The 19,905-nt window shown below is 61.8% G+C and carries 17 protein-coding genes and 1 pseudogene; 14 read left to right on the forward strand and 4 right to left on the reverse strand.

Annotation, left to right across the window (positions count from 1 at the left end):
• The first annotated feature begins 81 nt into the window (after positions 1-81).
• The 9 genes from HJB82_RS06365 to ligA all read left to right on the forward strand — a co-directional run bounded on the left by HJB82_RS06365 (position 82) and on the right by ligA (position 11,974).
• On the forward strand, positions 82-1,008 hold the full coding sequence (locus HJB82_RS06365; RefSeq protein ID WP_207581123.1) for a D-alanine--D-alanine ligase: 927 nt from the start codon (positions 82-84) through the stop codon (positions 1,006-1,008).
• On the forward strand, positions 996-1,928 hold the full coding sequence (locus HJB82_RS06370; RefSeq protein ID WP_207581122.1) for a cell division protein FtsQ/DivIB: 933 nt from the start codon (positions 996-998) through the stop codon (positions 1,926-1,928). Before HJB82_RS06365 ends, HJB82_RS06370 begins: the two co-directional genes overlap by 13 nt.
• A complete protein-coding gene (gene ftsA, locus HJB82_RS06375; protein WP_007630115.1) occupies positions 1,925-3,256 on the forward strand; it encodes a cell division protein FtsA in 1,332 nt (443 codons plus the stop codon). The genes HJB82_RS06370 and ftsA overlap by 4 nt, the downstream gene beginning before the upstream one ends.
• 56 nt (positions 3,257-3,312) lie before the next feature.
• The gene (ftsZ, locus tag HJB82_RS06380; RefSeq protein ID WP_207581121.1) at positions 3,313-5,031 is read left to right on the forward strand and encodes a cell division protein FtsZ; all 1,719 of its coding nucleotides are present in this window, start codon (positions 3,313-3,315) and stop codon (positions 5,029-5,031) included.
• A 261-nt stretch (positions 5,032-5,292) separates the two neighbouring features.
• Positions 5,293-6,249, forward strand: a complete 957-nt coding sequence (gene lpxC / locus HJB82_RS06385; RefSeq protein WP_207581120.1) for a UDP-3-O-acyl-N-acetylglucosamine deacetylase — start codon at positions 5,293-5,295, stop codon at positions 6,247-6,249.
• A gap of 245 nt (positions 6,250-6,494) precedes the next feature.
• Complete coding sequence (locus tag HJB82_RS06390) at positions 6,495-7,364, forward strand: outer membrane protein assembly factor BamD (protein ID WP_207581119.1); 870 nt, start codon at positions 6,495-6,497, stop codon at positions 7,362-7,364.
• 5 nt (positions 7,365-7,369) lie between these two features.
• Positions 7,370-9,043 (forward strand): DNA repair protein RecN, encoded by a 1,674-nt coding sequence (gene recN / locus HJB82_RS06395; protein ID WP_221132092.1) that lies wholly within the window; start codon positions 7,370-7,372, stop codon positions 9,041-9,043.
• Between the two features lie 75 nt (positions 9,044-9,118).
• Positions 9,119-9,646, forward strand: a complete 528-nt coding sequence (locus tag HJB82_RS06400; RefSeq protein ID WP_221132091.1) for a DUF6886 family protein — start codon at positions 9,119-9,121, stop codon at positions 9,644-9,646.
• A 171-nt stretch (positions 9,647-9,817) separates the two neighbouring features.
• Entirely contained in the window at positions 9,818-11,974 is a 2,157-nt protein-coding gene (gene ligA, locus HJB82_RS06405) for an NAD-dependent DNA ligase LigA (protein ID WP_221139727.1), read from the forward strand.
• A gap of 29 nt (positions 11,975-12,003) precedes the next feature.
• Here the strand turns inward: ligA and HJB82_RS06410 are convergent, their stop codons facing one another.
• Complete coding sequence (locus HJB82_RS06410; protein ID WP_221139728.1) at positions 12,004-12,540, reverse strand: GNAT family N-acetyltransferase; 537 nt, start codon at positions 12,538-12,540, stop codon at positions 12,004-12,006.
• Between the two features lie 283 nt (positions 12,541-12,823).
• Between HJB82_RS06410 and HJB82_RS06415 the strand changes: the two genes are divergently transcribed.
• Both HJB82_RS06415 and HJB82_RS06420 read left to right on the forward strand, forming a co-directional pair.
• Positions 12,824-13,414: a 3'-5' exonuclease gene (locus HJB82_RS06415; RefSeq protein WP_207581114.1), complete on the forward strand. Its 591-nt coding sequence runs from the start codon at positions 12,824-12,826 to the stop codon at positions 13,412-13,414.
• A 176-nt stretch (positions 13,415-13,590) separates the two neighbouring features.
• A complete protein-coding gene (locus tag HJB82_RS06420) occupies positions 13,591-14,085 on the forward strand; it encodes a CreA family protein (protein WP_207581113.1) in 495 nt (164 codons plus the stop codon).
• A 300-nt stretch (positions 14,086-14,385) separates the two neighbouring features.
• Here HJB82_RS06420 and HJB82_RS06425 read toward each other — a convergent pair whose 3' ends face one another.
• Together HJB82_RS06425 and HJB82_RS06430 are read right to left on the reverse strand one after the other, a co-directional pair.
• A complete protein-coding gene (locus HJB82_RS06425; protein ID WP_003541378.1) occupies positions 14,386-14,856 on the reverse strand; it encodes a chemotaxis protein CheW in 471 nt (156 codons plus the stop codon).
• A gap of 2 nt (positions 14,857-14,858) precedes the next feature.
• Positions 14,859-15,348, reverse strand: a pseudogene (locus HJB82_RS06430) (methyl-accepting chemotaxis protein); the annotation flags it as partial.
• A gap of 146 nt (positions 15,349-15,494) precedes the next feature.
• Between HJB82_RS06430 and HJB82_RS06435 the strand changes: the two are divergent.
• Together HJB82_RS06435 and HJB82_RS06440 are read left to right on the forward strand one after the other, a co-directional pair.
• Positions 15,495-16,097, forward strand: a complete 603-nt coding sequence (locus HJB82_RS06435) for an SCO family protein (RefSeq protein ID WP_207581112.1) — start codon at positions 15,495-15,497, stop codon at positions 16,095-16,097.
• Positions 16,098-16,165: 68 nt separating this feature from the next.
• Entirely contained in the window at positions 16,166-17,044 is an 879-nt protein-coding gene (locus tag HJB82_RS06440; RefSeq protein WP_221115791.1) for a 50S ribosomal protein L11 methyltransferase, read from the forward strand.
• A 451-nt stretch (positions 17,045-17,495) separates the two neighbouring features.
• Here HJB82_RS06440 and HJB82_RS06445 read toward each other — a convergent pair whose 3' ends face one another.
• Positions 17,496-17,669 carry a hypothetical protein gene (locus HJB82_RS06445; protein WP_207581110.1) on the reverse strand — a complete coding sequence of 58 codons (174 nt, stop codon included), beginning with the start codon at positions 17,667-17,669 and terminating at the stop codon, positions 17,496-17,498.
• A gap of 278 nt (positions 17,670-17,947) precedes the next feature.
• Here HJB82_RS06445 and HJB82_RS06450 point away from each other — a divergent pair, with 278 nt between their 5' ends.
• Positions 17,948-19,813: an aminopeptidase P family protein gene (locus HJB82_RS06450; RefSeq protein ID WP_221115790.1), complete on the forward strand. Its 1,866-nt coding sequence runs from the start codon at positions 17,948-17,950 to the stop codon at positions 19,811-19,813.
• The last annotated feature ends 92 nt before the right edge of the window (positions 19,814-19,905 follow it).

A 19,905-nucleotide genomic window follows, 5' to 3' on the forward strand; every position in this document is an offset into this window, starting at 1 on the left:
ATCGGACAAAGGCCTGAAACGGCGCGGACAGCTTGGCGCAAGCGTCGATTTCGAAAACGGAAGTTATTTTTGGGGGTGTTGATGAGTCGCAAGCACGTTGCTGTCCTGATGGGCGGATTTTCCTCGGAAAGGCCTGTCAGCCTTTCCTCGGGAAAGGCTTGCGCAGAGGCCCTCGAAGCAGAAGGCTTCGACGTGACGCGCATCGACGTCGCCCGCGACGTTTCCGAGAAGCTCGCCGCGTTGAAGCCCGATGTGGTCTTCAACGCGCTGCATGGGCCGTTCGGCGAGGATGGTACCATCCAGGGCATCCTGGAATATCTCGAGATCCCCTATACGCATTCGGGCGTGCTTGCCTCGGCGCTGGCGATGGACAAGGACAAGGCGAAGCTTGTTGCTGCCGCCGCCGGCATTCCGGTCGCCGAATCACATGTGGTCAACCGTTTCGCCTTTCCCTCGACGCATCCGATGAAGCCGCCCTATGTGGTGAAGCCCGTCCGAGAGGGATCGAGCTTCGGCGTCGTCATCGTCACGGAAGATCAGGCGCATCCGCCGCAGATCGTCAGCTCGCCCGAGTGGCGCTACGGCGAGGAGGTGCTTGTCGAGCGCTATGTCCATGGCCGTGAGCTCACCTGTGGTGTCATGGGCGAGACGGTGCTCGGTGTCACGGAAGTGGTGCCGCAGGGACACAATTTCTATGATTACGATTCCAAGTATGCGGCGGGCGGTTCAAAACACGTCATCCCCGCGAAAATTTCACCGAATATTTACCAAAAAATACAAACATTGGCCTTAAGGGCGCATCAGGCAATCGGTTGTCGCGGCGTCAGTCGGTCCGACTTTCGTTACGACGATCGTTTGTCCGAAGACGGCGAAATCATCTGGCTGGAGGTCAATACCCAGCCTGGTATGACTCCAACCTCGCTCGTGCCCGAAATGGCCGGTCATGCCGGCTATTCCTTTGGTCGGTTTCTCCGGTGGATGGTGGAGGACGCGTCGTGTTTGCGTTGACAGTCAAGAGGATTGGGCGTCCGAGCCATCATGCCGTGCTTCCGATCATGGAAGCCGAAGAGCGGTTCGTCCTGCCGCGTCCGCTGCGCCGCGTTACCCGCTTCCTGGTCAGTCTCGGCAGCGGCCGCATCTACATTCCGGCCCATACGGGCACGGTTTCTGCACTCGCTCTCCTGGCTGCGACCGGGCTTTACGGCATGTCGCTCGGCGGCCACACCGAAGCTGTCGCGCAGGCGACGACGACGGCGGCGGGTTTTGCGATCGAGGATGTGAAGGTCTCCGGCAACTCGGAGACTTCCGAAATCGAGATCCTGCAGCTGATCGGTCTCGATGGCACGACCTCGCTGGTCGCCCTCGACGTCGATGCTGCCCGCCGCAAGATCGTGCAGCTTCCCTGGGTCGAAAGTGTCGAGGTTCGCAAGGTCTATCCGAAGACGATCGAGGTCAAGCTCAAGGAGCGTCAGGCCTATGCGATCTGGCAGCACGGACAGGAGCTTTCCCTGATCGAGAAGAACGGCAGCGTCATTGCGCCGCTGCGCGACAACAAATTTTCGTCGCTGCCGCTCGTCGTCGGCCGCGATGCGGAAACGGCTGCGGCTTCGCTCGACGACGCCTTCTCGAAGTGGCCCGACGTGAAGGCTCGCGTGAAGGCCTATGTCTGGATATCGGGCCGTCGCTGGGATCTGCACATGGATAATGGCGTCGTCGTCAAGCTGCCGGAAGTCGGTATCGATCAGGCGCTGGCGACGCTTTCGAAGTTCGACAAGGAGCACCAGCTCCTGGAGCGGGATATTGCTGCGGTCGATCTCAGGCTGTCCGACAGAACCGCGATCCAGCTGACGCCGGAGGCGGCGGTTCGCCGGCAGACGGCGGTGACGGAACGTACGAAAGAACTGAAGAAGGCGGGGCAGAATATATGAGCTTGTTCGGTTCATCCCATTTCGGATTGCCGCGCCTGAAGCCGCTTTCGTCGAAGCGGTCGCATGTCGTTTCGGTGCTCGACATCGGCTCGACCAAGGTGGTCTGCATGATCGGCCGGCTGACGCCGCGCGAGGAAAGCCAGATCCTGCCGGGCCGGACGCACAATATCGAAATCATCGGCATCGGTCACCAGCGTTCCCGCGGCATCAAGACCGGCGTGATTGCCGATCTCGACGCGTTGGAAGGCGTCATTCGTCTCGCCGTCGACGCGGCTGAACGCATGGCGGGGCTGACCGTCGAGAGCCTGATCGTCAATCTGACGGCCGGCCGTCTCGGCAGCGATATCTACACCGCGACGATCGATCTCGGCGGCCAGGAAGTTGAACTCAACGATCTGAAGAAGGTGCTGTCGGCAGCCTGCCAGCAGTCGTTGCGCCAGGACCGTTCGGTGCTGCATTCGCTGGCGACCGGGTTTTCGCTCGATGGCGAGCGCGGCATCCGCGATCCGCTGGCAATGTATGGCGATGCGCTCGGCGTCGACATGCATGTCGTGACGGCGGAGCGCTCGGCGCTGAAGAACCTCGAACTCAGCGTCAATCGCGCGCATCTATCGGTTGAGGGCATCGTTGCAACGCCCTATGCATCGGGCCTTGCGGCGCTCGTCGACGACGAGGTCGAGCTCGGCTGTGCGGCAATCGATATGGGCGGCGGCACGACGACGATCTCGGTCTTTGCCGAAGGCAAGCTCGTTCATACGGATGCCGTCGGCCTCGGCGGCCATCACGTCACCACCGACCTTGCGCGCGGCCTTTCGACCCGCATCGAGGATGCGGAGCGGCTGAAGGTCGTGCATGCCACGGCCCTTTCGAATTCTTCTGACGAGCGCGAGCTGATCTCGATCCCGCCGATCGGCGAGGACGATCGCGACCAGCCGTCGCAGGTGCCGAGGGCGCTGGTTTCGCGCATCGTTTCGGCCCGAATCGAAGAGACAATGGAACTGATCCGCGACCGCATCCAGCGCTCCGGCTTCAGCCCGATCGTCGGCAAGCGCGTCGTCTTGACCGGTGGGGCCAGCCAGTTGACCGGCCTTGCCGACGTGGCGCGGCGTATCCTTGCCCGCAACGTCCGCATCGGCCGTCCGATGGGCGTCTCGGGATTGCCGACGGCGGCCAAGGGCCCGGCCTTTTCGACGGCCGTCGGCCTGATGATCTATCCGCAGGTCGCGGACATGGAGACACATGCGTCACAGAGCGGTCTGCTCCTGTCGCTTGGAGGAAATAACAGCCGCATAGCCCGGATGGGCCAGTGGCTGAAGGAAAGCTTCTGAAAATTGAGTAATTGGCCGGCGTGGCGATGCGGCCAGAGAGAGAAGGAACAGGTACAATGACCATCAAGCTGCAAAAGCCTGACATCACAGAGCTGAAGCCGCGCATCACCGTATTCGGCGTTGGTGGCGGTGGCGGCAATGCCGTCAACAACATGATCACCGCCGGCCTCCAGGGCGTCGACTTCGTCGTTGCCAACACGGACGCGCAGGCGCTGACGATGACGAAGGCCGAGCGCATCATCCAGCTCGGCGTCAATGTCACCGAAGGCCTGGGTGCAGGTTCGCAGCCGGAAGTCGGCCGCGCGGCGGCAGAAGAGTGCATCGATGAGATCGTCGATCACCTGAACGGCACACATATGTGCTTCGTCACCGCAGGCATGGGCGGCGGCACCGGCACGGGTGCAGCTCCCGTGGTCGCGCAGGCCGCCCGCAACAAGGGCATCCTGACGGTCGGCGTCGTCACCAAGCCGTTCCACTTCGAAGGCGGGCGCCGCATGCGTCTGGCCGAGATGGGCATCCAGGAACTGCAGAAGTCTGTCGATACGCTGATCGTCATTCCGAACCAGAACCTCTTCCGTATTGCCAATGATAAGACGACCTTCGCCGATGCCTTCGCGATGGCCGACCAGGTTCTCTATTCTGGCGTTGCCTGCATCACCGACCTGATGGTGAAGGAAGGTCTCATCAACCTCGACTTCGCCGACGTCCGCTCGGTGATGCGCGAAATGGGCCGCGCGATGATGGGTACCGGCGAAGCCTCCGGCTCCGGCCGCGCGCTGCAGGCCGCAGAGGCTGCAATCGCCAACCCGCTGCTCGACGAGACCTCGATGAAGGGTGCCCAGGGCCTGCTGATCTCCATCACCGGCGGTCGCGACCTCACCCTCTTCGAAGTCGACGAAGCCGCGACCCGCATCCGCGAGGAAGTCGATCCCGACGCCAACATCATCCTCGGCGCCACCTTCGACGAATCGCTTGAAGGAATCATCCGCGTCTCGGTCGTCGCGACCGGCATCGATCGGGCGATGAACGAGGCTGCCGAGCGCAACCTCCAGCCAGCCGCAAGGCCGGCTATCCGTCCCTCGGCGGCTGTTGCTCCGGCAGCGGCCGCAGTTCAGCCTGCCGCCGTGATGCAGGCACCGAAGGCCATGGATCCGATCGCGCAGACCATCCGCGCAGCGGAGATGGAACGCGAGCTCGAAATTCCGGCCCCGCGCGCCGCCGCACCGCTGCAACAGCCGGTGACACAGCAGGAAACCTTCCGTCCGCAGAGCAAGATCTTCGCGCCTGCGCCGGAAGCTCCGGCAATGCGTCCGGCACCGGCGCAGCAGCAAGCTCCGGCGCCAGTCATGAGCCAGCCGGTGATGAGCCAGCCCGTCCAGCAGCAGCCAGTTCGGCAGGAGCCGATCATCCGCCAAGCGCCCGAACCGATGCGCATGCCGAAGGTCGAGGATTTCCCGCCGGTCGTCCAGGCCGAACTTGACCACCGCACGCAGCCGGCTTCCGCACATGCGGCGGAAGAACGCGGTCCGATGGGGCTGCTGAAGCGAATCACCAATTCGCTTGGCCGCCGCGACGACGACGCCGTTGCTGCCGACATGACTGCCGCACCGGCAGCCGCTTCGCAGCAGCGCCGTCCGCTGTCGCCGGAGGCCAGCCTCTACGCACCGCGTCGCGGCAACCTCGACGACCAGGGCCGGACGGTTCCGCAGGCCCGGATGATGCAGGAAGACGACCAGCTGGAAATCCCGGCATTCCTGCGTCGCCAGTCGAACTGAAGGCGTGCTTCGGCACCATTTATGCCCGGGATCAAGGTCCCGGGCATTGCTGTTTTTCAGCCCACGATTCGCAAGCGATTTCAATTGCCTGACTTCGTAACAAAGCGAAAGAAACAGTGATTTGGATTGGAGCGCCGTGGCACGTAAGTATGGTGCAACGAATCTGCCCTAGGAGACTTTTCGTGTGGCTCCTTGTGCAGAAAGAACGGTGACCGCGCCGATCGGACAGACCGCCGGTGCGGAAGAATAAAGGCAGATTTTATGGCAATTGGCTTGCTGGGTTTTCAAACGACGGTATCGCGTCCCGTGTCGCTTTCGGGCATCGGGGTGCATTCGGGCGCTAATGTCTCGATCACGCTGAACCCGGCCGAATCGGACACCGGCGTCGTTTTCCAGCGCCTGCATGACAATGGCGACATCACCGAACTCAAGGCTGTCTCCTCGCAGGTCGGCAATACCGACCTCTGCACCGTGCTCGGCTTCTCGCCCGCCCATTCTGTCGCGACGATCGAACATGTCATGGCGGCGATCTATGCGCTCGGCCTCGACAATGTGGTGATCGAGGTGCAGGGCTCCGAAATGCCGATCATGGACGGCAGCTCGCTGCCTTTCGTCGAGGCGATCGAGCAGGTCGGTCTGGTCTCGCTCCGCGTCAAGCGCCGCTACATCCGTATCACCAAGCCGGTGCGAATCGAGCATGGCGGCTCCTGGAGCGAATTCCGCCCCTATGACGGTACGCGCTTCGAAGTCGAGATCGATTTCGACTGCCCGCTGATCGGCCGGCAGAAGTGGGCCGGCGACATGACCGCCGCCGTCTTCAAGGCCGAGCTTTCCCGCGCCCGCACCTTCGGTTTCATGCGCGATGTCGAGCGTCTCTGGGCCTCGGGCCACGCGCTCGGCTCCTCGCTCGAAAATTCCGTCGTCATCTCGGACGACAATACCGTCATCAACGTCGAAGGGCTGCGCTACGCCAAGGACGAATTCGTCCGCCACAAGACGCTCGATGCCGTCGGCGATCTGTCGCTTGCCGGCGTCCAGTTCATCGGCTGCTACCGTTCCTATCGCGGCGGTCACAAGATGAATGCCAATGCGCTGAAGGCGCTGCTCGCCGATTCCTCCGCCTACGAGGTGGTCGAGACGTCGACACCGCGCCAGCGCGTCGCTGCCCGCGAACTGATCGCGGTCAGTGCTTCGGAATTCGCTCCCTGGTCGGCATGACCTCCAGCACATTCTCAAGACCAGGCCGCCTCTTTCCCGGAGGCGGTTTTTTTATGTCCAGCTGGGTCAGGTGCTTAACTGCCACAGCTCGGGGAAGAAGATGAAAAGCCAGTCATTCCCCGGCCGCTGCCACAAAAATGCGTTAATGCCTTATCATTGCGTTGCTCTTGATGCACATTTGTGGCTAGAAACGCCAGAGAGGCGTGGCTGCCGTGGAGCGAGCGGCGGCAGTGGGGTTCTTTCGAATGGGTTATGCAGGATCTGAAGGTATGATGAAGACAGCGCGTGCTTTGTTCGCATCGCTTCTGGTGCTCAGCGCAGGCGCCTCGATATCCGGTTGCCAGTCGGATCCCGATATCGACATCACCAAGCTCGGCCTCGAAACCGATCCGCCGGATGTGCTCTACACCCAGGGCCTTGCCAACATGAAGGCTGGCAACATGGCGGAAGCGGCGCGCAAGTTCGACGCAATCGACCGCGAGAACCCGTTCTCCGAATGGGCGCGCAAGGCGCTTGTGATGAGCACCTTCGTCAAATACCGCCAGGGCCGCCTGGATGATGCGCTTGCATCAGGCAACCGCTACATGTCGCAATATCCGAAATCCCCGGATGCGGCCTATGTGCAGTATCTCATCGGTCTCACCTATTCCAAGCAGATCGTCGACGTGACGCAGGACCAGCGCGCCTCGGCAAAGACGATCGAAGCGATGCAGGCCGTCATCGACAATTATCCGAATTCCGAATATGTCGACGACGCGCAGGCGAAGATCCGCTTCTCGCGCGATCAGCTTGCCGGCAAGGAAATGCAGATCGGCCGCTACTACATGGAGCGGAAGGAATATCTCGCCGCGATCTCGCGCTTCCGCATCGTCGTCGAGAAATATCCGAACACGAACCAGATCGAAGAGGCCCTAGCGCGTCTCGTCGAAGCTTATTATTCTATGGGCATTGTCGACGAGGCGCAGACGGCGGCTGCCGTTCTCGGCCACAATTATCCCGACAGCCAGTGGTACGCCGATTCCTACAAGCTGCTGCAGAGTGGCGGTGCCGAGCCGCGTGAGAACAAGGGCTCGTGGATCGCTGCGGCAGGCAAAAAACTTCTTCTTGGTTCCTGAGGCCAATGCTGATCCAGCTTTCGATCCGCGATATCGTCCTGATCGAGCGGCTGGATCTTGCCTTCGAGACCGGCCTCTCCGTGCTGACGGGCGAGACCGGGGCGGGCAAATCCATCCTGCTCGACAGCCTGTCGCTGGCGCTCGGTGGGCGCGGCGACGGCGGCTTGGTGCGCCATGGCGAGGATAAGGGCCAGGTGACGGCGGTGTTCGACGTCGGCATGGACCACGGCGCCCGCACCCTCCTGCGTGAAAACGGCATTGACGACGAGGGCGACCTGATCTTCCGCCGCCAGCAATCGGCGGACGGACGCACAAAGGCCTATGTCAACGACCAGCCGGTCAGCGTGCAGCTGATGCGCCAGGCCGGCCAGATGCTGGTCGAAATCCACGGACAGCACGACGATCGCGCCCTTGTCGACACCAATGCCCACCGCACTCTGCTCGATGCCTTCGGCGGTCTTACCGATGAGGTTTCCGAGGTATCCCGGCTGTATCGCCTGTGGCGCGACAGCGAGCGGGCGCTGAAGAAGCACCGCGAGAAGGTGGAAGGTGCGGCGCGCGAAGCCGACTATCTGCGTTCCTCCGTCGAGGAACTCGAGAAGCTCTCGCCGCAGGATGGCGAGGAGGACGAACTCGCCGATCGCCGGCAGAAGATGATGAAGGCCGAGCGAATCGCCGGCGATATTGCCGAGGCGTCCGAGTTCCTGAACGGCAATGCCTCGCCAGTGCCCCATATCGCCTCGCTGGTGCGCCGGTTGGAGCGCAAGAGCCATGAGGCGCCGGGCCTGCTCGAAGACACCGTGACGCTGCTTGATGCCGCGCTCGACCAGCTTTCCAACGCGCAGATGGAAGTCGAGGCAGCGCTGCGCAGGACCGAATATGATCCGAGGGAACTGGAGCGGGTCGAGGAGCGGCTTTTCGCGCTCAGGGCCGCCTCGCGCAAATACTCCGTGCCGGTCACTGAGCTGCCGGCGCTTGCCGTCCGCATGATCGCCGATCTCGCCGATCTCGACGCGGGCGAGGAGCGGCTTGCCCGGCTCGAAGCCGAGGTAGGCCTGGCACGGGAAAATTACGATGCGGCGGCGCGCGCGCTCTCCGACAAACGCCATCACGCCGGCACCGCACTGGCTGCGGCTGTGATGACGGAACTGCCGGCGCTGAAGCTTGAACGCGCCCGTTTCATGGTCGAGATCACCACGGATGCGCAGGAGGCGCTCGCCGAGGGCATTGACGTCGTCGAGTTCCATGTCCAGACCAATCCGGGCACGCGGCCGGGCTCGATCATGAAGGTCGCCTCCGGCGGCGAGCTGTCGCGTTTCCTGCTGGCCCTGAAGGTGGCGCTCGCCGATCGCGGATCGGCTCCGACGCTCGTCTTCGACGAAATCGATACCGGCGTCGGCGGGGCGGTGGCCGATGCGATCGGCCAGCGGCTGAAGCGGCTGTCGGAGCGTGTGCAGGTGCTGTCGGTCACGCATGCGCCGCAGGTCGCCGCAAGGGCGGCGACGCATCTTCTGATCTCCAAGGGGCCGGCGGCCGAGGGATCCGAAAAGATTGCCACGCGCGTGGCGACGATGGCGCAGAAGGACCGCACCGAAGAGATTGCCCGCATGCTGGCGGGCGCCTCGGTGACCGAAGAGGCGAGGGCGGCGGCGAAGCGGCTGCTGGCCGGCAACGGCTGATCGCCAATCCAGCCGCTGTGACAGGCGTTCCGATTCACGCTATGCGAGTCACTCGATCAGCGGTGATCTCTTGCCATGCGTCTTTTCCATTTCAGCGATGATCCCGATATCGCCGTCTTCGAACCGCGCCCGGTCCGCATCCCCTCCCTTCGCCCGGCCGGCCGGGAATTGCTGAACGGTCCGCTCGTCTGGGCGATCGATGGCGATCATGACTTCATGTATCTCTTTCCACGTGACTGCCCGCGGATCCTGATCTGGGCGAAACCCGAGACACCGGAGACGGAGCGGCGGCGCTGGCTCGGCGATTGGCGGGCTGCGGGCTTCGTCGAGCGCCATTGGCTGGAAAGGCTCGAGTCGGAAACGATTCATCGTTATGAGATGCCGACCGACGATTTCGTCGACCTTGATGATGCGGGTATGTGGGTATGCGACCGGCGCGTCATTCCGATTGAGCGGACTGCTATCTCGTGGCTGGATCTGGCGTTTGCGCCGCGCGGTGTGGACCTGCGGGTCGTCGATAGCCTGCGGCCGCTGAAGGGCCTCTGGAACACTGGACTGCATGTCAGCGGCATCCGGCTGCGCAATGCGAGGGATTGGGAATAGGGCGGGCAGGGTATTCCAATGCTATCCGTCTGTGCGATGCTCCGACGTGTCAATGCAGCCCAGAGCAGAGCGATCTTCCCGACGCGACAGATACTGCCTCTCTTTTCATCCGGAAATTTTGCTCTAAAACCAATCGAGATTTTTTGGCCAGATTCCCTGGAGTAATATTCCATGTCCACCGAAGGTTTCGCCGTCGACACGTTGACGATCGAAGAGGTTGCCGCCGAACTCGAACGGCTGGCAAAGGAGATCGCGCATCACGATGCGCTCTACCACGGCAAGGACCAGCCGGAGATCTCGGATGCCGATTACGACGCGCTGAAGCGCCGCAACGATGCGCTGGAAGTGCGGTTTCCCGAGCTGATCCGGGAAGATAGCCCGTCGCGGCGTGTGGGCGCTGCGCCTTCCGTCACCTTCTCGCCGGTCGTTCATGCGCGGCCGATGTTGTCGCTCGACAATACTTTCTCACAGGAGGACGTGCAGGATTTCGTCGCCGGCGTCTATCGCTTCCTCGGCCGTCTGCCGGACCAGTCGATTGCCTTTACCGCCGAGCCGAAGATCGACGGTCTGTCGATGTCGATCCGTTACGAGAATGGCAGTCTGGTGACGGCTGCTACGCGCGGCGACGGCACGACGGGGGAGAATGTCACCGCCAACATTCGCACCATCGCAGAAATCCCCAACAAGCTGCCGAAGGGCGTGCCCGCCGTCGTGGAGATCCGCGGCGAGGTCTATATGGCCAAGAGCGACTTTCTGGCACTGAATCGGCAGATGGAGGCGGAGGGCAAGCAGACCTATGTCAATCCGCGCAATACGGCGGCCGGGTCGCTGCGCCAGCTCGACGCCAAGGTGACGGCGAGCCGCAAGCTGAAATTCTTCGCCTATGCCTGGGGCGAGATGTCGGAGATGCCTGAAGATACGCAGTTCGCAATGGTGCAGACTTTCAAGGATTGGGGATTTCCCGTGAACCCGCTGATGAAGCGGCTGAATTCCGTCGCCGACATCCTGGCGCATTATGACGAGATCGGCCTTGAGCGTCCGGATCTCGACTACGACATCGACGGCGTCGTCTACAAGGTCGACAGTCTCGAGCTGCAGGCCCGTCTCGGCTTCCGCTCGCGCAGCCCGCGTTGGGCGACGGCGCACAAATTTCCGGCCGAACAGGCCTTCACCGAGGTCGAGAAGATCGAGATCCAGGTCGGCCGCACCGGCGCACTGACGCCGGTGGCGCGGCTGAAACCGATCACCGTCGGCGGCGTCGTCGTTACCAATGCGACGCTGCACAACGAGGACTACATCAAGGGTCTCGGCAATAGTGGCGAGCGCATCCGGCCGGAGGACCACGATATCCGCGAAGGCGATACCGTCATCGTCCAGCGCGCCGGCGACGTCATTCCGCAGATCCTCGATGTGGTGATGGAAAAACGCGCCGCCGATGCCGCCGCATACGAGTTTCCGACGACCTGCCCGGTCTGCGGTTCGCATGCGGTGCGCGAAGTCAACGAGAAGACCGGTAAGATGGATTCGGTGCGCCGCTGCACCGGCGGCTTTATCTGCCGAGCGCAGGCGACCGAGCATCTGAAGCACTTCGTCTCGCGCAACGCCTTCGATATCGAGGGGCTCGGTTCGAAGCAGATCGACTTCTTCTTCGAAAACGAGGATCCGTCGCTGCAGATTCGCACGGCGCCTCAAATCTTCACGCTGGAGGAGCGGCAACTGCAATCGCTGACCAAGCTCGAAAATATCGACGGCTTCGGCAAGGTCAGCGTCGGCAAGCTTTATACGGCGATCAACGAGCGGCGCAGCATTGCGCTCCATCGCTTTATCTACGCGCTCGGCATCCGCCACATCGGCGAAACCACGGCGAAGCTGCTGGCGCGCTCCTATGGCACCTACGAAGCCTTTGAAACGGCTATGCGGGAGGCTGAGACGCTTTCCGGCGACGCCTGGAACGATCTCAACGCCATCGACGGCATCGGCGATGTCGTTGCCCGCGCCATGGTCGAATTCTACAAGGAACCGCGCAACGTTGCGGTGATTTCGGAGCTGATCAGGCAGGTGAAGCCACAGGAGGCCGAACAGCCGGTCACCTCAGGCAGTCCGGTCGCCGGCAAGACCGTGGTCTTTACCGGCTCGCTGGAAAAATTCACTCGCGACGAGGCGAAGGCGAGGGCGGAAAGCCTCGGCGCCAAGGTGGCGGGATCGGTCTCCAAGAAGACCGACATCGTCGTTGCCGGTCCCGGCGCCGGTTCCAAGCTCGACAAGGCGCGAGAGCTCGGCGTGCAGACGATGGACGAGGACGAGTGGCTGGCATTGATCAGTGGGTGAAGGGCTGACGGCAAGCCGCCAGCCCACGCTCATAGCCTGAGCCGCGCCATCGTATAGGCGTCGACATACTCCCCTGAGCGGAAGCCGAAGGCCCTCAGCAGACCTTCGCGCTCGAAGCCGAACTTTTCGTAGAGGCCGATGGCGGCGTCATTGTCGGTGTAGACGGTCAGTTCCAGCCGTTTGACATCGAGCCAGTCGTCGGCAGCGTCGACCATCGCGCCGAGCAGGATCTGTCCGAAACCGTGGCCGGTGAAATCGTCATGCACGCCCATGCCGAGGCTCGCAACGTGCTGCCTGCGGCCGGAGAGGCGATTGAGGCCGCAATTGCCGACGATCCTGCCATCCAGGGTAACGACGAGGTTCAGCGCGCCCGGCGTCGGGTTTTCCATATTTCTGCGAACCTCTTCGACCCTCTGGTACGGCGGCCGCAGGGTTCCGGCCCGATAGCCCGGCAGATTTATCAGATCGGTGATTTCCTCCGCATCGGAAAGGCGCACGGCGCGCACGAGAACTCCGTCCGGCAGGCGCGCTCGGCGGCCAGGTTCACTCTCTTCGTTTTCAGACATTGGCTGCTCTCCGTTGGTTTCAGGAGGAGAGCCTGAGTTTCGGAAAACCCTGCTCGCCTCGGCAGGGTTTTCGGGATGATCGGATCGCTGTTAACGCGCCATCGCTCCCGCGTACCCTTCAAGGGTCGTGGTGTGATGAATAAGCGCTGCCATGGTCATGGAACCAATCATGGCGAGAAGTTTCGATATGCCGGTTGAAAAGTCAACCATGCGTCGTGTCGAATTTGCGCGGCCGGGAGCGGGACGGTATTTCTGTTCCCGAAGAAATGATTCGGGTGCTGATTTGAAGACCATCGCCATTGACTTCGAGACGGCGAACGAACAACGCGGCAGCGCCTGTTCTGTCGGCCTTGCCTGGATCGAGGAGGGCAGGGTCACGCGCGTCGAGGAGCGGCTGATCCGGCCGCGGGACATGCGCTTTTCCGGGATGAACATTGCGATCCACGGCATCCGGCCGGAACATGTCGAGGATGCACCGGAGTTTCCCGAGGTGATGGACGAATTCCACGAGGATATCAGCGGTGCGACAATGATCGCCCACAACGCCGCCTTTGACTTCAGCGTCTGGCGGGCGAGCCTCGATCTCTATCGGCAATCCTACCCGGAGCTTTCCTATCTCTGCAGCCTGAAGATGGCGCAGCGGATCTGGCCGCACTTCCTCTCACACCGGCTGAACCTGATCGCCGAGCATCTCGGCCTGCGGTTCGTTCACCACAATGCTGCCGAGGACGCCGTCGTCTGCGCTGCTGCAGCCATCGAGATGGCAAAAGCGGTCAAGGCCAACGCCGTTCACGCCATACCGGCGATGATCGGTATGAAGCCCGGCCGGCTGACGGCGCGGGCCTACGAGCCCTGTACCTGCCGGAAGGGCTGATCGTTTCCCGCCGTCGGCCTTTCTTGCAAAGCATCGGGACGCACTTATCTAGAACGCGGATCAGCGCATAACCCCTAAAATCGGAATCGATTTTCGGAAAGGATTATGCGCAGATTCAAAGCGATAGAGCGTCCTTAGCGCGTCCGGTCGGACGCGCGGCGCTCTAAGGAGCCGCCATGTCCAAGCCGCGCAATCTTCTCCTCGCCGCCTTTTCTTTCGCCGCCCTTTCCGCCGGCGCCGTCTCGGCCGAGGTCGTCGGCAAGGTCGGGGTCGACTGGATCGGCAACGACATCATCGTCGAGGCAGTCTCCGATCCTGAGGTCAAGGGCGTCACCTGCCACGTCACCTATTTCGACCGCAGCCTGATCGACCGGTTCAAGAACGGCAACTGGTTTGAAGATCCCTCCAACAATTCCATCGCCTGCCGGCAGACGGGGCCGATCGAGATCGGCAGTATCGACCTGTCCAAGGATGGCAGCGAAGTATTCCGGCAAGGCATGTCGCTGATCTGGAAGACGCTGGTCGTCAACCGCATCTACGACAAGACCAATGACACGCTCATCTATCTCGCCCATTCCAGGGAGCTGACGGACGGCTCGGCGAAGATGTCGATTTCGACGATTCCCTTGTATGGGCAGAATGTGACGTGGAAGAATGGGAAGCCGCAATAAGGCTGCGGGTTGGTGTGCAACGCGCGTTTCATCTTGAGTAGTGCATCCCTCGGAGCTCCCTCATGCCTGTGCTTGTCACAGGCATCCAGCGTGTCCAAGTCTTTGGGCGCGGGAGACCCTTCTTGACAAGCGAGTCATTCAGCGCGCGGACGCGCCGTGGCTGGATCTCTTTGACAAACACAGAGATGAGGGAGGAGAGGGTGTGCCACGCGGCTTGGAGAGATTGGCGGCGAGTCGGTCTTCTTCAAATATAAAAAGGCCCGGACGAGCCGGGCCTTCCAACGCCAGAATGGAAAAGTATCAAGCCGCCTGAGTCAGTTCGTCGGCGATAACCGTATCGAGATTCAGGAAGCAGACCATGGTCTTTTCGAGCGCGACGATGCCGCGGCAGAAGGCGCGCTGGGCTTCCGGGATGATTTCCGGCGGCGGCTGCAGGTCTTCGCTCTTAATGGTCATCATGTCGGAAACCTGTTCGACCAGCAGGCCGACCAGCTTGCCGGCGATGTCGGTGACGATGATCGCCGAGCGCTCGGAGGGCTCGGTCATCTTCATGCCGAGACGGCAGGCCATGTCGATGACGGGGATGACCGCACCGCGCAGGTTGATGAGGCCGAGCACGTAGGGCGGAGTGTGCGGCATCGGCGTCACCGGCGCCCAGCCGCGGATTTCGCGGATCGCCATGATGTCGATGCAGAATTCCTGGTCGCCCAGGTGGAACGAGACGATTTCGAGATAAGCGCCAGACTGCTTGATGGCGTTATTGTTGTTCATGATCAGAATTCTTCCCAGTTGTCCCCGGCGGGAGAAGCGATGGCTTTGGCGGTGGAGCCGTTGAATGCGCCCGCGACTATGCCGATCAGGCGGCGCGCGGGAGATGGTCTCGAATGCGAGGCGGCATTTGCTTCTCGCGGCGTTTGCCGGGCGCTCATGCCCTCGCCGGTCTTGAACTGCTTGATCAGTTGCGTTAGGGTTTCGGCGTCGATGGCGAGCGTGTGGCTTGCAGCCTTTGTCTCTTCCACCATGGCCGCGTTCTTCTGCGTGACCTGATCCATTGCCTGATCGACGTATTGATTTCGTTCAGTCAAACCGATTGTTCCCCCGCAGAGGTTACGATTGATTTAACATGTTCGCCGATGCACAAAACATCTTTGCTGGCGAACGTTGCCAATTCGCCGCCGATCTGCATCTTGTCGGCGAATTTCTCGATTAAGGTCTTGATATTCTTACGGCGCCCGCGGTGCGACCGTCGAGTTCGCGCGGTTCCACCGTCGCGGCCGATTTGAACACGTGAGGCAATTCATCACGGCTCGGAAAACGCATTGTTGAATTGCGCGCGTCCGGTCGAGACTATAATCACGCGGGGGCTAAGGGGCGGCGGTACATATCCGCCTGGATCGAGGATCATGCCAATGAAGTCATTTCGCATCGCCATCTGGGTCGGCGTCCTGATACTTGCCGGGGTTCTCGGTGGGTTAACGCTGTACCCCATGAAATCGAAGGATGTGGCGGTGGAGGCGCCCTTCGGCGTGCCCTTTACACTGGTTTCGCAAAGCGGACAGCCGATCACTGAGCAGGCGCTGCGCGGCAAGCCGACGGCGCTGTTCTTCGGCTTCACCCATTGCCCCGAAGTTTGCCCGACGACGCTTTTCGAGCTCAACGGCTGGATGGAGAAGGTTGACCCGAAGGGCGACAAGCTACAGGCCTATTTCGTGACCGTCGATCCGGAGCGTGACACGCCCGAGATCATGAACGGGTACGTTTCCAACGTCTCCAAGCGCATTACCGGCATATCAGGCGCGCCTGACAAGATTGCCGAAGTCATCAAGGGTTTCCGCGTCTACGCCAAGAAGGTGCCGATCGACGAAAAGGATCCGAACGGCGACTATACGATGGATCACACCGCCTCGGTCTTCCTGCTCGATTCGGCCGGGCGGTTTGCCGGAACGATCGCCTATGGCGAAAACCCGGACACGGCGGTAAAGAAGCTGGAGAATCTCGTCAGCAAGGGGTGATGGTTTCAGCGTGATGGGGCGTTGGCTCGACCGGTGGCGGGCAACGGAAACGGGAAAGACCGCCTATCGTGAGTGAAATCCGCCTTTACGTGACGACGACCGAAAGCAGGGCCGAAGAGATCCTGGACCTTCTGAGCGCGGTCTTCGGCGAAGAAGACTTTGCCATCGGCACCACCGAGATCGATGAAAAGAAGGACATCTGGGAAGCCTCGATCTATATGATGACCGAGGACGAGGCTGAAGTGCACTCCCGCGTCGAGGACGCATTGAAGGCTTCTTTCCCCGATGCCCGGTTGGAGCGGGAAGTCATCCCTGACGTCGACTGGGTGGTAAAGTCGCTGGAGGGGCTGAAGCCCGTCAGGGCAGGGCGCTTTCTGGTGCACGGCTCGCATGACCGCGACAAGATCCGCCCGGGCGACATCGCCATCGAGATCGATGCCGGCCAGGCCTTCGGCACTGGCCATCATGGCACGACGGCTGGTTGCCTCGAGGTGATCGATGCCGTGGTGCGTTCGCGCTCGGTCCGCAACGCGCTCGATCTCGGCACCGGCAGCGGCGTGCTGGCGATCGCGGTGCGCAAGCTCAGGAACATACCGGTGCTCGCGACCGACATCGATCCGATCGCGACGCGGGTGGCGGCCGAGAATGTACGCCGCAACGGCATCGCGTCTGGCATTGTTACCAGGACCGCGCCCGGTTTTCATTCGACGGCGTTTTCCGAGCATGGTCCTTTCGATCTCATCATCGCCAACATTCTCGCCCGGCCGCTGATCCGTATGGCGCCGAAGCTTGCGACACATCTGGCACCCGGCGGATCGGTCATTCTCTCCGGCATTCTAGCCACTCAGCGATGGAAGGTTATCGCCGCCTATAGCGGTGCAAGGCTTCGTCATGTCAGGACGATTTGGCGGAATGGCTGGGTGACGATCCACTTCGATCGGCCATGATTTTTGGCAATTGCAAGGTGAAGGGCTTGCCCTGGAACGGTGTCTTGCGTGAGGCGTCACGTCTCCTCTCCACCCTCACCAAGTCAGTCCATGCGGATAGGAGCAAGCACCTCGCCTCCCCCATTCCTGTGCTCGTCACAGGAATTCAGCCACCGCGCGTCTGCGCGGTGAATGACCTCATATCTTGAAAAGAGTCTTTCGCGCCCAAGGACTTGGGCGCACTGGATTCCTGTGATGGGCACAGGAATGAGGGAGGTCGGGGCTGGCGCCGCAGTCTATCGAAACCGCCGGGCACTTTCCCAAACCAACAAAAAAGGCGGTGCCGATGGCACCGCCTTGGACCGGTCTATCCGGCCAATGCCCGCGAGCTCAAGGGGAGGAGCGCTCGAGCGGGCTCTACTGCATTCCAATAGGCCGGTCCGGGAGGGAGGAGACGGACAGGCTTTCAGGCTTAGAACGCGTAGCTGGGAGCGCCGTTGTGGCGCGTGGCGCGCTGGCCGGCGCCGAGCAGCTTGAGGCTGTCGTCGTTCTGTGGCCGGCGGGCGCCGATGACGTGACGCACGGTCTGGCGTTCGCCAGCCTGCAACGGGCTGCTATATGCGAAGCGCGAGAGAGAGGCGGTCATTTCAAAAATTCCTTTGTTTCAGGTTCATCGCGAACCGTTCGATGGCGTCTATATAGCTATTCTGAAATGCGGAGGCAGAGGGTTTCGCTCATGGGAGCCATGCGGCAAATGCATAAAGCGTGCCAAATTAACTTTTCGCGTCACAGTTCTGTCAAAATGTTGGGCGGCACGACGGGTTTTGACTCGTTTCGTCGCTTTTTCTCCCCATCGATTGAAATTTCGCTAACATGGCCGGCATCCCATTCACCGGATTCGTCTCAATCATTCGGGTTTTCAGCATGTTCCAGTCCTTCGACGTCACCTCCACGCCGCAGTTCGGCAGGGATCGGGTATCGGCGCTGCGCGCTACTTTCGATTCGCTCGGTATCGACGGCTTCCTGGTGCCGCGTGCCGATGAGTTCAACGGCGAATATGTTCCCGCCGGTTCGGAGCGCCTCGCATGGCTGACGGGCTTCACCGGCTCGGCCGGCATTGCGCTCATCCTACGCACGCAGGCGATCGTTTTCGTCGACGGGCGTTATGTGACGCAACTTGCCGAACAGGTCGACGGGTCGGTCTTCTCGGGCGGCGATCTCGTCAACGAGCCGCCGCATCTCTGGCTGGCTGCAAACGGCGCCAAGGGCTTGCGGCTCGGTATCGATCCCTGGCTGCATGCGGGCGCCGAGGTGCGCCGTCTGGAAAGAGCGCTTTCAGAGGTCGGCGGCACGCTGGTCTTCCTGCCGCACAATCCGCTGGACAGGCTCTGGAGCGACCGGCCGGCCGAGCCGCTCGGCGCGGTCAGCATCCAGAATGTGGCGCAGGCCGGCTTGCTGGCGAGCGACAAGATTGCCACGATCGCCGCCGACCTTGCGAAGAAGAAGCTCGCGGCGGTGCTGATCGCCGATCCGTCCTCGGTCGCCTGGACCTTCAACATTCGCGGCGCCGACGTGCCGCACACGCCGCATCCTTTGGCCCGCGCCATCGTCCATTCCGATGGGCGGGCCGAACTCTTCCTCGACAAGCGCAAGACCGGCATCGAGCCCGAAGCCTATCTGGCACAGATCTGCGCGCAGATGCCACCCTCGGCGCTGGAGGAGAGACTCACTGTCGTTTCCACGGATGGCGGCCGCGTGCTGATCGACCCGGATATCGCCTCCTATGCGCTGGCGGAGATCATCCGCAAGGCAGGCGGCGAAGTGGTGGAGGGCGCCGATCCCGCCAAGCTGCCGCGCGCGGTGAAGAACGACGTCGAGATCAACGGCTCGGCCGCCGCGCATCTGCAGGATGGGGCAGCGATGGTGGAATTCCTCTATTGGCTGTCGCAGACGAAACCCGGGACGGTGAGCGAGATCGCTGCCGCCGAGCATCTCGAAGCGTCGCGTGCCCGCGTCGGGCAGAGCATGCAGAACCCGCTAAAGGACATTTCCTTCGACACGATTTCGGGTGCCGGCGAACATGCGGCGATCATGCATTACCGCGTGACGACCGAGACCAACCGGATGATCGAGGCCGGCGAACTCTTTCTGATCGATTCCGGCGCGCAATATATCAATGGCACGACCGATATCACCCGTACCGTCGGCATCGGCACTGTCTCGGAACAGCATCGCCGCTTCTTCACGCTGGTGCTGAAGGGAATGATCCAGATCAGCACGGCGCGTTTCCCAAAGGGCACGCGCGGCTGCGACCTCGATCCGCTCGCCCGCATCGCGCTGTGGCGGGCAGGCGCCGATTTCGCCCATGGCACGGGCCATGGCGTTGGCTCCTATCTCTCGGTGCATGAGGGGCCGCAGCGCATCTCCAGGCTTTCGACGCAGGAACTGCTGCCCGGCATGATCCTGTCGAACGAGCCGGGCTATTACCGGCCTGGCAGCTTCGGCATCCGCATCGAAAACCTGATCTATGTGCGCGCGGCCGAGGAGATCGACGGCGGCGATGCGGCGATGCTCGGCTTCGAGACGCTGACCTTCTGCCCGATCGACCGCAGCCTCGTCATTGCCGAGCTTCTGACCCATGACGAGTTACACTGGTTCAACGACTATCACCGCCGCACATGCGAGGCGCTGATGCCGCTCGTCCACGATCACGATGTCAGGGCTTGGCTCGAAAATGCGACGCTGCCGCTAGAACAGGATGATTTTAGGCCGGGTCGGCCTAAAATCTGAATCCTGTTCTACATTATCGAGTTGCAGCATGATGTCATGAGAAAACCGCTCAGACTTTTCGGCATCATGCTCTAGAATATTGAGATGCCGGC

This window comes from Rhizobium sp. NZLR10, from assembly GCF_019685125.1.
Lineage (GTDB): Bacteria > Pseudomonadota > Alphaproteobacteria > Rhizobiales > Rhizobiaceae > Rhizobium.

Bases quoted from the DNA above. Each gene is read 5' to 3' on its own strand.
- HJB82_RS06450 (WP_221115790.1), top strand. From the start codon at position 17,948: ATGTTCCAGTCCTTCGACGTCACCTCCACGCCGCAGTTCGGCAGGGAT.
- HJB82_RS06365 (WP_207581123.1), top strand. From the start codon at position 82: ATGAGTCGCAAGCACGTTGCTGTCCTGATGGGCGGATTTTCCTCGGAA.
- HJB82_RS06445 (WP_207581110.1), bottom strand. From the start codon at position 17,669: ATGACCGCCTCTCTCTCGCGCTTCGCATATAGCAGCCCGTTGCAGGCT.
- HJB82_RS06420 (WP_207581113.1), top strand. From the start codon at position 13,591: ATGTCCAAGCCGCGCAATCTTCTCCTCGCCGCCTTTTCTTTCGCCGCC.
- HJB82_RS06410 (WP_221139728.1), bottom strand. From the start codon at position 12,540: ATGTCTGAAAACGAAGAGAGTGAACCTGGCCGCCGAGCGCGCCTGCCG.
- HJB82_RS06425 (WP_003541378.1), bottom strand. From the start codon at position 14,856: ATGAACAACAATAACGCCATCAAGCAGTCTGGCGCTTATCTCGAAATC.
- recN (WP_221132092.1), top strand. From the start codon at position 7,370: ATGCTGATCCAGCTTTCGATCCGCGATATCGTCCTGATCGAGCGGCTG.
- ftsZ (WP_207581121.1), top strand. From the start codon at position 3,313: ATGACCATCAAGCTGCAAAAGCCTGACATCACAGAGCTGAAGCCGCGC.
- lpxC (WP_207581120.1), top strand. From the start codon at position 5,293: ATGGCAATTGGCTTGCTGGGTTTTCAAACGACGGTATCGCGTCCCGTG.
- HJB82_RS06435 (WP_207581112.1), top strand. From the start codon at position 15,495: ATGAAGTCATTTCGCATCGCCATCTGGGTCGGCGTCCTGATACTTGCC.
- ligA (WP_221139727.1), top strand. From the start codon at position 9,818: ATGTCCACCGAAGGTTTCGCCGTCGACACGTTGACGATCGAAGAGGTT.
- ftsA (WP_007630115.1), top strand. From the start codon at position 1,925: ATGAGCTTGTTCGGTTCATCCCATTTCGGATTGCCGCGCCTGAAGCCG.
- HJB82_RS06390 (WP_207581119.1), top strand. From the start codon at position 6,495: ATGGGTTATGCAGGATCTGAAGGTATGATGAAGACAGCGCGTGCTTTG.
- HJB82_RS06400 (WP_221132091.1), top strand. From the start codon at position 9,119: ATGCGTCTTTTCCATTTCAGCGATGATCCCGATATCGCCGTCTTCGAA.